Source organism: Methylobacterium oryzae, assembly GCF_021398735.1.
In the GTDB taxonomy this organism is placed as follows: domain Bacteria; phylum Pseudomonadota; class Alphaproteobacteria; order Rhizobiales; family Beijerinckiaceae; genus Methylobacterium.
This window is the reverse complement of sequence record NZ_CP090349.1, coordinates 1,146,512-1,159,223: the sequence shown is the minus strand read 5'-3', so window position 1 is coordinate 1,159,223 and position 12,712 is coordinate 1,146,512. Positions and strand designations below refer to the sequence as shown.

The 12,712-nt window shown below is 66.5% G+C and carries 11 protein-coding genes and 2 tRNA genes; 3 read left to right on the top strand and 10 right to left on the bottom strand.

The window, feature by feature from the left end:
* The first annotated feature begins 197 nt into the window (after positions 1–197).
* Positions 198–515, top strand: a complete 318-nt coding sequence (locus LXM90_RS05555) for a GCG_CRPN prefix-to-repeats domain-containing protein (protein WP_170855074.1) — start codon at positions 198–200, stop codon at positions 513–515.
* Between the two features lie 685 nt (positions 516–1,200).
* Positions 1,201–1,926 (top strand): class I SAM-dependent methyltransferase, encoded by a 726-nt coding sequence (locus tag LXM90_RS05550; protein ID WP_234081976.1) that lies wholly within the window; start codon positions 1,201–1,203, stop codon positions 1,924–1,926.
* Positions 1,927–2,232: 306 nt separating this feature from the next.
* Here LXM90_RS05550 and LXM90_RS05545 read toward each other — a convergent pair whose 3' ends face one another.
* The 10 genes from LXM90_RS05545 to LXM90_RS05500 all read right to left on the bottom strand — a co-directional run bounded on the left by LXM90_RS05545 (position 2,233) and on the right by LXM90_RS05500 (position 11,046).
* A complete protein-coding gene (locus tag LXM90_RS05545) occupies positions 2,233–2,478 on the bottom strand; it encodes a hypothetical protein (RefSeq protein WP_128083348.1) in 246 nt (81 codons plus the stop codon).
* Between the two features lie 148 nt (positions 2,479–2,626).
* Complete coding sequence (locus tag LXM90_RS05540; RefSeq protein WP_128083349.1) at positions 2,627–2,935, bottom strand: hypothetical protein; 309 nt, start codon at positions 2,933–2,935, stop codon at positions 2,627–2,629.
* A gap of 77 nt (positions 2,936–3,012) precedes the next feature.
* A complete protein-coding gene (locus LXM90_RS05535) occupies positions 3,013–3,234 on the bottom strand; it encodes a hypothetical protein (protein WP_020090759.1) in 222 nt (73 codons plus the stop codon).
* 340 nt (positions 3,235–3,574) lie between these two features.
* Positions 3,575–3,650: transfer RNA gene (locus LXM90_RS05530), tRNA-Val, on the bottom strand.
* 61 nt (positions 3,651–3,711) lie between these two features.
* Positions 3,712–4,431 carry an aspartate/glutamate racemase family protein gene (locus tag LXM90_RS05525; RefSeq protein ID WP_020090760.1) on the bottom strand — a complete coding sequence of 240 codons (720 nt, stop codon included), beginning with the start codon at positions 4,429–4,431 and terminating at the stop codon, positions 3,712–3,714.
* Between the two features lie 83 nt (positions 4,432–4,514).
* Positions 4,515–6,941 carry an endopeptidase La gene (gene lon, locus LXM90_RS05520; protein WP_020090761.1) on the bottom strand — a complete coding sequence of 809 codons (2,427 nt, stop codon included), beginning with the start codon at positions 6,939–6,941 and terminating at the stop codon, positions 4,515–4,517.
* Positions 6,942–7,187: 246 nt separating this feature from the next.
* A complete protein-coding gene (gene clpX, locus LXM90_RS05515) occupies positions 7,188–8,459 on the bottom strand; it encodes an ATP-dependent Clp protease ATP-binding subunit ClpX (RefSeq protein ID WP_020090762.1) in 1,272 nt (423 codons plus the stop codon).
* A 184-nt stretch (positions 8,460–8,643) separates the two neighbouring features.
* Positions 8,644–9,270: an ATP-dependent Clp protease proteolytic subunit gene (locus LXM90_RS05510; RefSeq protein WP_012322036.1), complete on the bottom strand. Its 627-nt coding sequence runs from the start codon at positions 9,268–9,270 to the stop codon at positions 8,644–8,646.
* A gap of 126 nt (positions 9,271–9,396) precedes the next feature.
* Entirely contained in the window at positions 9,397–10,830 is a 1,434-nt protein-coding gene (tig, locus tag LXM90_RS05505; protein ID WP_234081975.1) for a trigger factor, read from the bottom strand.
* Between the two features lie 131 nt (positions 10,831–10,961).
* Positions 10,962–11,046 (bottom strand) — tRNA-Leu (locus LXM90_RS05500).
* Positions 11,047–11,194: 148 nt separating this feature from the next.
* Here LXM90_RS05500 and LXM90_RS05495 point away from each other — a divergent pair.
* Complete coding sequence (locus LXM90_RS05495) at positions 11,195–12,697, top strand: multicopper oxidase family protein (protein WP_020090764.1); 1,503 nt, start codon at positions 11,195–11,197, stop codon at positions 12,695–12,697.
* Positions 12,698–12,712 lie beyond the last annotated feature (15 nt).

The window sequence follows — 12,712 nt, the reverse complement described above, 5'->3', positions numbered from 1 at the left end:
GGACGCGGCTGCCGGTCGCCAGCGGCGCTCCCGCTGACCGGCGATGCCGGCGCGGAAGCGCCGCGCCAATGCATCGGATTGATCGCATTTCCGGAACCATTTTCTTTCATGGCCGATATTTAATGCATCTGCGGGGGGTATTGATGAGTTCTGTGAAAGATCGGGGCGATCAATACGGACCGATTTCCCGGAGAGTGATGATGAATATCTTAACGAAAGCTGCCGCGGCCGTAGCCCTGGCGGCGCTGCCGGTCTCGGCCGCGCAGGCGATGCCGGTCGTGGCCGATCCGGGCCTCGCGGCGCCGATCACGCTCGTGGCGGGGGGATGTGGGCCGGGCGCCTGGCGCGGCCCCTGGGGCCACTGCCGCAGCACGCCCTATGTCGGTCCGCTGCCCGGCGGCTGGTATCAGGTGCGAGCGGGGAACGGCTGCCCGCCCGGCTACTGGCGCGGACCGTGGGGCCATTGCCGCAACACGCCGTATCACGGACGGCTGCCGAACGGCGGCTACCGGTAGCCGCCCGCCCTCACCGTCGACGGAGGCGGGCGCCGGAGCGCCGGCGGGCGGTGAGGGACTCGAACTCCTGACCCTCTCCGTGGAAGGATTGGCATTCCCAGGCCGTAGAGCGACGGCACAGGAAAAAAAACGTAGCGGGCCATCTGGAGGCCCGTCGGGCCTTCGTTTCCGGAAAATGTCCGGAGACCTGTTCCGGGCCGGTTCGTCGGATGCTCCCTGTGTTCTACAGCGCACCCATGTCGGCCCGTAATTGGTCACGCGGTCGTCGCACCCGGCTTGTCGCTCGACTGCTTCGGCCTTGTCGCCATCGTCTCTATCGCCGCACCGGGTACAGACGCTGTCGAGCGCGGAACAGCACCTGACGCCGCCGGCCACATTGCGCCCGCCGGCGCGCCGTATATCGCACCCGACCTCCCGGCACGTCGCGATCGCCGCAGTCCGTTCCAACTGCGCGACCCCGGCGCGGATCTCGGCCAGCTTGTCGGCAAGCTCTCGTATAGACCTATGGACGATTGAAAAACCCTATTGGCGGACCTCTGACTTCTTGACTGTTGTTTGTTTATTTGTCACTCATGAATGCTGATTTTTCCATATTTTTGAGCATCAAAATCTGCTGACGGATCGGCCCTAAGCCGATTCCGAAAATGCCTATAACAACGCAGGCGACAGAATGGAGCTTCCGAACATGACACATACTCGAGAGGCCGTCGCCGGACTCAGCAAACAGAATGTTTCTTCTCTGAGGTATAACAGCAGAAACAATAATCGATACGAAAGCACGGGATTATTGATTTCGTTTATGAAAAAAAACAAAAAGCTATTAGATGTTGGATGCGGAACAGGGACGATCACATCCACACTGAGAGACGCTCTCTCTCTTGATGTAGTTGGCGTTGAGCCTCATCCCGAGAGAGCCGAGCAAGCGCGCACAGAAGGATTAAATGTCATCACTGGTGTTTATGATCAAACTTTCGCACAGAGAAACGAGAAATTTGACTACATCTTATTTGCAGACGTTTTAGAGCATCTTGTAGACCCAGCAGAAATGTTGAGAGAAGTAAAAAATTCGCTGGCGCCAGATGGTCGCGTGCTGGCCTCTATTCCAAATGTTGCGCATTGGACCGTAAGAGCGCAATTATTATTCGGAAATTTTAACTACAAGCCGACCGGGATAATGGATGCCACACATCTCCGATGGTTCACGCGCAGGAGTGTACGTCGTTTGTTCGAGGCGGCGGGATATGAAGTTGAAGATATTCGCGGTGCCGCGGGTGGCTGGATGGGCGTATACCGCTACACGCCCTTTCGCTTTCTCCCTCAAGATCAGAAGAGTTTTGTGCTCGGCCAGCTCTGCAGGATCGCGCCCGCCCTTTTTTCAGTTCAACATGTGATAAAAGCGCGGCCAAAGTAATATTTAAGCCGTAATCAAGATTGTTATTCTGCACTTATGTGCATGATTCTGTGTCGCTTTTCGATGGAGTTCCTGTCTGCCTTCCGCCCGACCACCCCGAGACACGGTCTCCACAACGCCGCGCAGATGCTCCGGGAGGTGGTGGCCATAAACCTGCTCCACGTCCTGCTCGTTGGTGCCGAGTGCTCGAGCAACCTTGCCGAACGGCACGCCCGCCCTCATGCCCCCCGTCGCGAAGGTGTGGCGCAGTGCGCGCGGCAGTTCAGCCAGGTCGAGTTGGCGCCCGACAATGCCTGATTGAACTCATCAATAATAGTGACGGCGAATGATCAGCGCGATGAGGGCAGCAACGGCTCCCAAGGACGCCCCGATTGGCGTGAAAAGCAAAACGACCATATAGCCGGCCGTGCCTTCTCGCTGAGTTACCTTCATGATGTCAACATACCAAGCACCGACGAGAAAACCCAGTATTCCACCCACCACTGCCCCGCAAATAGCGGCACCTAGATACACAAAAATCGAAAATAAAATCTGATTGAACGCCATCGACACGTGAGCCCGCCCTCGAATCAGGGCGAAGCATCCGTAGATCCTCCTGCTTTTGCAACAGGCCCACTCTGTAATTGTGTCCTAGTACTGATATTCGCCCTCGTCAGATTTATCGGTGCCTCCACAGGCGCGCCGCCTCGTAGCGGGGCAGCTAGCGTCCCGTTCGCTTCAACGTCCCTTGGAACTCACACGAGGCGCCGTGCCACATCGTGCAGCCCTGTTCTTCCAGGACGACGGACCGGAAATCCGAAGCGTAGCGGGCGGTGATCCGGCAGGTTTGCCCACCGTTGGTTTTGCTGAAGACGACCGTGTCGGGTCCGGTCGGCCGCCCTTTCATCGTCACCTCACCGCCGCAGCCCTTGGTTCCCGTTGAGAACTGGGCCGTGAAGCCGGCTGCGCCCGCGGCCTTCACCTCGACGCCCTGCTCGTAGCCGTCCTCCTGGTGCTCGAAGGTGCCCACCGCCCTGGCTCCGGGGCCCGCAGCGTGCGCGACCGTGGAGACGAGCAAAGGGAGGAGGATCGCGAGCCGGCGGAGCATTACCGCACCTTATCAGATCGAGGAGAGCGATAGCCCTGGGCGGCCCGCACGATGATCGCCACGACGCTGACGGCCAGCAGCAGGATCAACGCCTCGTAAGCCCACGGCCCGAGCCACGATGCGACCGCGCCCGGCATGTGACGCACGAGCGTACGCACGATGCCCGCGGCGAGCGCGATCAGCGTGACGAGGCCGAGGGCGAATTGGAGCCAGCGGGGCATGCGGCTTAGGTTAGCACGCCCCGCCAAGCCGGTCAGCGGGCAGCCTGCCGCTCGAACTAATCCCGCATGTCTTCTGGACGGAGACCTTTTCCAGCGCCTTCATCTCGCCCTTGAGGCGCACCAGCTCGGTTCGGCTCGGCGTGTCCTAGGCGCAGCAGCGCAAGCGCGACGGCCAGAAGATGACCGAGGCGCTCGAGCCGTCGACCGCGGCTTCACCAGTCCTCTCCTGTGGGCCGCGGCCTAGCCGGAACACGGTGCCGTAAGGCGCCGTCAGAACGGTTGTTGAGGCCGGAATTTGCCGGCCTCACATCAGCAAACAATGGAAAACGAGAAACAATCTTGGTGGGCGGTGAGGGACTCGAACCCCCGACCCTCTCCGTGTAAAGGAGACGCTCTACCAACTGAGCTAACCGCCCGGCTGGCGACCGTTACGGCATGGTCCCGGTCCGGTGCAAGGGTCCGCACCCCGGATCCTTATCAGGGGTCGATGAGCCGCGTCGCCAGCGCGGGTGTCAGGCCGATGCTCTCGACAGGGTCAGGCCTCGACGGGGCCTGCCCGAATGCGCCCGCGGCCAGAACCGCGCGGGTCCCCGCCTCGACCGAGCAGATCACCGGAACGGGAACCTGGGGAGCGATCCGCGCGGCGAGCCCGGCCAGACCGGCACCGCCCAGGATGACCGACTCGGCGCCGGCCCCCGCGCAGGCGCGGCAGGCTTGGGCGAGGATCTCCAGGGCCGCGTCCGGGTCACGGGCGATGGTGCCGCCGCTCGGAGCCACCGTGCGGAGGGCCGCGAGGGCGTCGGCGAGGTTGAGGGCCGCCACGAACTCCCGCAGCATCGGCTCCCAGGCCGCGCCCCCGGTGACGATCCCGAAGCGACCGGACGCAGCGGCCTCGCGGCAGGCCGCTTCCGCCATGCCGATGACCGGTACCCGCGACAGCTCACGCAGGGCGAGGAGGCCCGGATCACCGAAGCAGGCTAGGTAGACCGCATCGCAGCCGGCGCCGTGCTCCGCGAGAGCGTCGAGGGCCGCGTGGCCGGCGATCGCCGCCGCCGCCCGGCTCGCGATGTAGCGGGCTCCGAACCGGCCGGTGACGGCGCGCAGCTCCGCACGGCCGCCGAGCTGGGTGCGGACATGGCCGGCGACGAGATCGGTGACGTGCGCACTCGTGTTCGGGTTGATCAGCAGGATGCGCATCCGGGCCTCCGCGCTCGCGTTCGCGCATGAAAAAGCCCCCGGGGCTCGGGGCACCGGGGGCTCGTCTCAATCGATCGGGCGGCTCAGTGCGCCACGAAGGCAGCGCCGTCCTCTTCGGTCCGGGCGGGCTTCGCCACCGGGAGCGGCTCCTCCCACTCGATCGCCTCGGGCTGACGGACCAGCGCCTTCTCCAGCACCTGATCCATCCGCGACACAGGCACGATCTCCAGCCCGTTCTTCACGCTGTCGGGCACCTCGGCGATGTCCTTGGCGTTCTCCTCGGGGATCAGCACCGTCTTGATGCCGCCGCGCAGCGCGGCGAGCAGTTTCTCCTTCAGGCCGCCGATCGGCAGGACCCGGCCGCGGAGCGTCACCTCGCCGGTCATCGCGACCTCGCGGCGGACCGGAATCCCGGTCAGCGTCGAGATGATCGCGGTGGCCATGGCGATGCCGGCCGACGGACCGTCCTTCGGGGTCGCCCCCTCCGGAACGTGAACGTGGATGTCGCGCCGGTCGAACAGCGGCGGCTCGATCCCGAAATCGATCGCCCGCGAGCGGACGTAGCTCGCCGCCGCCGAGATCGACTCCTTCATCACGTCCTTCAAGTTGCCGGTGACCGTCATCTTGCCCTTGCCGGGCATCATGACGCCCTCGATCGTCAGCAATTCGCCGCCGACCTCGGTCCAGGCCAGACCCGTCACCACGCCGACCTGATCGTCCGCGTCGATCTCGCCGTAGCGGAACTTCGGCGGGCCGAGGAAGACCGGAAGGGTGTCCGGGGTCACCGCGACCGACTTGGTCTTGGTGATCAGGATCTCCTTCACCGCCTTGCGGATCAGGTTGGACAGCTCGCGCTCCAGGTTGCGGACGCCCGCCTCCCGCGTGTAGCGGCGGACCAGCATCATCAAGCCATCGTCGTCGATCGACCACTCGTGCGTCCCGAGGCCGTGCTTCTTCAGGGCGTTCGGGATCAGGTGCTTGCGCGCGATCTCGACCTTCTCCTCCTCGGTGTATCCGGCGATGCGGATCACCTCCATCCGGTCCATGAGCGGGCCCGGGATGTTGAGGGTGTTGGCCGTGGTCACGAACATCACGTTCGAGAGGTCGTAATCCACCTCCAGGTAGTGGTCATTGAAGGTGCTGTTCTGCTCAGGGTCGAGAACCTCGAGGAGCGCCGCCGACGGATCGCCGCGGAAGTCCATGCCCATCTTGTCGATCTCGTCGAGCAGGATGAGCGGGTTCGAGGTCTTGGCCTTGCGCATCGACTGCACGATCTTGCCGGGCATCGAGCCGATATAGGTCCGGCGGTGACCGCGGATCTCGGCCTCGTCGCGCACGCCGCCGAGCGACATCCGGACGAACTCGCGACCCGTCGCCTTGGCGATGGACTTGCCGAGCGAGGTCTTGCCGACGCCGGGAGGACCGACGAGGCACAGGATCGGGCCGGTGAGCTTGTTCGCGCGCTGCTGCACCGCGAGGTACTCGACGATCCGCTCCTTGACCTTGTCGAGGCCGAAATGATCCTCGTCGAGCAGCGCCTGGGCGCCCAGCAGGTCCTTCTTGATCTTCGAGCGCTTGCTCCACGGGATGCCGAGCATCCAGTCGAGGTAGTTGCGCACGACGGTCGCCTCGGCCGACATCGGCGACATCTGCCGCAGCTTCTTCAGCTCGGCGGTGGCCTTGTCGCGGGCCTCCTTGGAGAGCTTGGTCTTCTCGATCTTCTCTTCCAGTTCGGCCAGCTCGTCGCGGCCATCCTCGGAGTCGCCCAGCTCCTTCTGGATCGCCTTCATCTGCTCGTTCAGGTAGTACTCGCGCTGGGTCTTCTCCATCTGCCGCTTGACGCGGGTCCGGATGCGCTTCTCCACCTGCAGCACGGAGATCTCGCTCTCCATCAGCGACAGCACGCGCTCGAGGCGCTGCGCCACCGTGGGGGTCTCCAGGATGCCCTGCTTGTCGGAGATCTTGACGAGCAGGTGCGAGCCGATCGTGTCGGCGAGCTTGGACGGCTCGTCGATCTGGGTCACGGCGGAGACGACCTCGGGCGAGATCTTCTTGTTCAGCTTGACGTAGTTCTCGAACTCCGAGAGCACGGAGCGCGCGAGCGCCTCGGCCTCGACGCGGTCGCCGAGCTCGTCGTGGAGCGCCTCGGCGGTCGCCTCGTAGAACTCGTCCGAGCGGGTGAAGTCGACGACCTTGGCGCGGCCGACACCCTCGACCAGCACCTTCACGGTGCCGTCGGGCAGCTTCAGCAACTGGAGCACCGAAGCGAGCGTGCCGATCTTGTAGATGGCGTCGGTCGCCGGGTCGTCGTCGCCCGCGTTGATCTGGGTGGCGAGCAGGATGTGGCGGTCGGTGCGGACGGCCTCCTCGAGGGCGCGGATCGACTTCTCGCGGCCCACGAACAGGGGCACGATCATGTGCGGGAAGACGACGATGTCGCGCAGGGGGAGGACGGCGTAGGTGCCCGTCGAACCCGGGACCACCGGCTGGCGCGATTTCGACTGTGACATGTGACTTCCTCTCAGGGACGCCCGGGTTCGGCGCCCCCATGCACGGAGCGCGCCTACAGCCGGGTGCCGACCGGGCCGCGAGGGTCGGATTTCGCTAACTTTGCGGCTGGCGACGCGGACCGGACCTCGAAGGAGCGTGCGGCCACCGCGCTGAGCCTGAGGTGGCTGCGAGGAAGCGCGTTTTCAAGGCGATCCCCGCAGCGCGCCCGGCCTGGGCCGGGCGCCTGATGCAACCCTGCCGAGTGCCTACGCGCTGACGCTCGCGGGCGTGTCCTTGTTGCGGTCGCCGTGGATGTAGAGGGGGCGCGACTTGCCCTCCACCACCTCCGGACCGATGACCACCTGCTCCACGGACTCGAGGCCCGGCAAGTCGTACATCGTGTCGAGCAGGATCGTCTCCAGGATGGAGCGCAGGCCGCGGGCGCCGGTCTTGCGCTCGATCGCCTTGCGAGCGACGAGCGACAGCGCCTCGTCCTGGAACGTCAGGTCGACGTTCTCCATCTCGAACAGCCGCTGGTACTGCTTGACCAGGGCGTTCTTCGGCTCCTGCAGGATCTTCTTCAGCGCGGCCTCGTCGAGGTCCTCCAGGGTCGCCAGGACCGGCAGACGGCCGACGAACTCGGGGATGAGGCCGAACTTCAGCAGGTCCTCCGGCTCGACCGAGCGGAAGATCTCGCCGGTGCGGCGGTCGTCCGGGGCCTGCACGGTCGCGCCGAAGCCGATCGAGGTGCCCTTGCCGCGCTGGGAGATGATCCGCTCCAGCCCCGCGAAGGCGCCGCCGCAGATGAACAGGATGTTGGTGGTGTCGACCTGCAGGAATTCCTGCTGCGGGTGCTTCCTTCCGCCCTGGGGCGGGACGGAGGCGACCGTGCCCTCCATGATCTTCAGGAGCGCCTGCTGCACGCCCTCGCCCGACACGTCGCGGGTGATCGACGGGTTGTCGGACTTCCGGGAGATCTTGTCGATCTCGTCGATGTAGACGATGCCGCGCTGGGCCCGCTCGACGTTGTAGTCCGAGGCCTGGAGCAGCTTGAGGATGATGTTCTCGACGTCCTCACCGACGTAGCCGGCCTCGGTCAGCGTCGTGGCGTCCGCCATGGTGAACGGCACGTCGAGGATCCGGGCCAGCGTCTGCGCGAGCAGGGTCTTGCCCGAGCCGGTCGGCCCGATCAGCATGATGTTGGACTTGGCCAGCTCGACGTCGTTGTGCTTCGTCGCGTGGGCGAGCCGCTTGTAGTGGTTGTGCACCGCGACCGAGAGGACCTTCTTGGCGAAGTCCTGGCCGATGACGTAGTCGTCGAGGACGCGGCGGATCTCCTTGGGGGTCGGCACGCCGTCGCGGCTCTTCACCAGCGAGGATTTCGACTCCTCGCGGATGATGTCCATGCACAGCTCGACGCACTCGTCGCAGATGAACACCGTGGGGCCGGCGATCAGCTTGCGGACCTCGTGCTGGCTCTTGCCGCAGAACGAGCAATACAGCGTGCTCTTCGAGTCGTTGCCGCCAGTCTTGCTCATATCGGTCTCCGATTCCTCGCGTCCGCCGCCGGCAAGGGGCGGACGCGCATCGCATGAATGTAGGGGGCCCGTTTAAAGAAACAGTGTGCTGCGCGCCTTTGACCGAAGGGCCCGAACCTCGATGCAAACACGCTGCCGCGGCGGGATCAAGGCCGCGCCGCGGCGGTCAGGCGACGCGGGCCGGTCAGGCGGCCGCCGGCTCGGGACGCTTCTCGATCACCTCGTCGATGAGCCCGAACTCCTTGGCCGCGTCGGCGGTCATGAAGTTGTCGCGCTCCAGCGCCGTGTGGATCGTGTCGTAGTCGCGGCCGGTGTGCTTCACGTAGATCTCGTTCAGGCGCCGCTTCAGCGCCTCGATCTCGCGGGCGTGGATCAGGATGTCGGTCGCCTGACCCTGGAAGCCGCCGGACGGCTGGTGGACCATGATCCGGGCGTTCGGCAGGGCGAAGCGGTGGCCCGGCTCGCCGGCGGTGAGCAGCAGGGAGCCCATCGAGGCGGCCTGGCCGACGCAGAGGGTCGTCACCGGGCAGCGGATGAACTGCATCGTGTCGTAGATCGACAGGCCCGAGGTAACCACGCCGCCGGGGGAGTTGATGTAGAAGGAGATTTCCTTCTTCGGGTTCTCCGCCTCGAGGAAGAGCAGCTGCGCCACGATCAGCGACGCGCCGTAATCCTCCACGGGGCCGGTGAGGAAGATGATGCGCTCGCGGAGCAGGCGGGAGTAGATGTCGAAGGCGCGCTCGCCGCGGCTCGACTGCTCGACGACCATCGGCACGAGCGCGTTGTTGTAGACGTCGATCGGATCTCTCATCTCATCCTGCCCCGGAGTGAGGCCCGGGGCTGCCGCGAATCAGGGCAGCCCCGGGCATGTCAGCGAACACCGGCGATGCTTAACCATCGCCTAACCCTTGCCCGCCGTCCTGGGACAGAGCGGGACTCAGTCGGCCTTGGCTTCGGTCTTGGCGTCGGTCTTGGACTCGCCCTTGGCCTCGGCCTTGTCTGCCGGCTTGCCGCCGGTCGTGTCGTCGTCATCTTCGTCCGCGAAAAGCGCCTCTTTCGAGACGGGCTCCTCGACGAGCTTGACCTGCCCGAGGACGTGGTCGACGACCTTCTCCTCGAACAAGGGCGCGCGGAGTTCCGCGAGCGCCTGCGCATTCTTCCGGTAGAAGTCCCAGACCTGCTGCTCCTGGCCCGGGAACTGCCGGACCCGGGCGATGAGGGCCTGGTTCACCTCCTCGTCCGAGACCTTGATATCGGCGCTCTCGCCGACCTGCGCAAGCACGAGACCGAGACGGACGCGCCGTTCCGCGATCTTCCGGTACTCGGCCTGGGCCTTCTCCTCGGTGGTGTCCTCGTCCTCGAAGGTCTTGCCGCGGGTCTTGAGGTCCTGCTCGACCTGGGCCCAGACGGCGGCGAATTCCTGGGCCACCAGCGACGGGGGCAGCTCGAAGGCGTACTTGCCGTCCAGCGCGTCGAGGAGCTCCTTCTTGAGCCGGCGGCGCGAGGCGGCCTCGAAATCCCGGCCGATCGCCTCGGAAACGGCCTCGCGGAGCTTCTCCAGCGACTCCATGCCCATGGACTTGGCGAGCTCGTCGTCGATCTTCGCCTCGCCCGCCGCCTGGATCTTCGTGACGGTCACGTCGAACTCGGCGTCCTTGCCGGCGAGGTGCTCGGCCCCGTACTCGGCCGGGAAGGTGACCTTCACGAGGCGCTTGTCGCCGACCTTGGCGCCGACGAGCTGCTCCTCGAAGCCCGGGATGAACGAGCCGGAGCCGAGCTCCAGGTCGATGCCCTCGCCCTTGCCGCCCTGGAACTCCTCGCCGTCGATGCGGCCGACGAAGTCCATGGTGACGCGGTCGCCGCTCTGGGCCTCGGCGCCCTCCTCGCGCTCGGTGAACGGACGGCTCTGGCCGGCCATGCGCTCCAGGGCCTCGTCGACCTCGGCGTCGGCGGGCTTGGCCACGAGCTTGGTCAGGCTGACGTCGGAGAGGTCGGCGAGCTCGAAGCTCGGCATCACCTCGAGGGCGACCTTGAAGGCGAGGTCGCCCTTGGCGTCGAGCGCCTTCTCGACCTCGGCCTGGTCGGTCGGGAACTCGACCTGCGGCTCCAGGGCGAGCTTGAGGCCGTTATCGGTGACGATCTGGCGGTTCGCCTCGTTGACGGCGTTCTGCACCACCTCGGCCATCACGGAGCGGCCGTAGACCTTGCGCAGGTGCGCGACCGGCACCTTGCCGGGACGGAAGCCCTTGAGCTGCACCTTGTCCTTCATGCCGGACAGCTCGTTGGTCAGGCGCTCCTCGAGTTCCTGGGCGGCCAGCAGAACCTGAAACTCGCGCTTCAGCCCCTGGGCGTTGATCTCGGTCACCTGCATCGTCGTCGTCGCTCTTCAAAGAAACCTGGGTTCGCCGGCCGGGCCGGCGTCGTGCTCGCGCGGACCGGGATGCCGAGATGTCGGGTACGGGGCGGAGGGTCCCGAGGGGACCGCAACCTCAGCAGAGGTCCTGGTGCGGGCGGAGGGGCTCGAACCCCCACGTCTTGCGACACTGGAACCTAAATCCAGCGCGTCTACCAGTTCCGCCACGCCCGCGCGCGCCGACATCCGGCGCATCGCCGGCCGCCGGAAGCGCGCCCTATAGCATGGGCCGGCGGGCCCGCAGCAAAAAACTTGCCCCTGTGGCGCGGGAGCCCGCGCGCCGCTAAGGAGCGGGTCCGTCGCGAGCCGCAGCCGAGATCCCATGCCGCCATCCCGCACCGTGCCGCCGACCGATTCGCGCGCCGGCACGCCGTCGCGACGAACCCTGCTCGCCGCCGCGGCGGCCTTCGGGCTCGCGCCGGAGGCCGCGCGGGCCCAGGCGCCGGCCGCCGCGCCGGGGACATCCGCGCCCGTCCAGCCGCAGCCCGAGCCCGCGCCGGCGGCCCTGCCGGCGGCGCCCGGCAAGGCCCGGTTCAGGCCGGACCCCGCACCCGAGACGGCGGTCTGGTGCTTCGACGGCAAGGCCCTGCCGCCCGTGGTCCGGGTGAAGCTCGGGCAGGCGTTGCGCCTCAAGGTCGAGAACCGGACCGACAAGCCGCTGTCGCTGCACTGGCACGGGGTGCGCAACGTCAACGCCATGGACGGTGTCGGCGGCGTGACCCAGGCGCCGATCCCGCCGGGCAGCGACTTCCTCTACATTTTCACGCCGCCGGATGCCGGCTCCTACCTGATCCGGCCCCTGGTCGTCGGCGGGGCGAGCGAGCCGTCGGGCCGGGGCCTCGCGGGCATGCTGGTCGTCGAGGAGACGAACCCGCCCGCGGTCGACGCCGACGTCAGCGTCGTCCTGCAGGACTGGCGGCTCCAGGACGACGGCACCCTCATGCCGTTCGGGCAGACGGCGCTCGCGGCCGCGCACGGGCGCCTCGGCAATCTCGTGACCGTCAACGGCAAGCCGGTGCCGGGCGCCTTCGAGGCGAGGCCCGGCTCCCGAATCCGCCTGCGTCTCGGCAATGCCTGCAACGCCCGGGCAACGCGCATCAAGTTCGAGGGCGTGAAGGTCTACGTGGCGGCGGTCGACGGCCAGCCCACCGACACGTTCGAGCCCCTGCGGGCGACCCTGCCCTTCCCGCCCGGCACCCGCTACGACCTGCTGGTCGACCTGCCGGAGGAGGAAGGCGCCACCTGCGAGATCCACGCGCTGATCGGCAAGGGCCTGGTCCTGGCGAGCGTCGTCACCAAGGGTGCCCGGATCACCGAGAAGCGGCCCCCGATCGGGCCGATCGGCGAGAACAAGCGCCTGCCGGCCGAGATCAAGCTCCAGAACGCCCTGCGCCGCGACGTGGTGATCACCGGCGGCGCCTTCGTGCCGAAGGGCAAGGACGGAGTGAAGGACGGAGCCAAGGACGGCCCCGCGCCCGATCCGGTCTACACGGGCGACCCGCAGAAGATCTGGTCGGTGAACGGCGCGAGCGGCACCGCCGGCCTCGCGCCGATCTTCTCGGTGAAGCGCGGGCAGGTGGTGGTGCTGGCCCTGCGCAACGAGACCGCCTTCCCGCAGGCCCTGCACCTGCACGGCCACTGCTTCCGCCTGCTTCATCCCCTGGACGACGGCTGGGAGCCCTACTGGCTCGACACGTTCCAGCTCCTGGAGGGGCGGACGGCCCGGATCGGCTTCCTGGCGGACAATCCGGGGCGCTGGCTGATCAGCGCCACGGTGCTGGAACGGTTCGACACCGGCCTCTGGACGATGTTCGAGGTCACCTGAGCGGTCGGCCGCCGT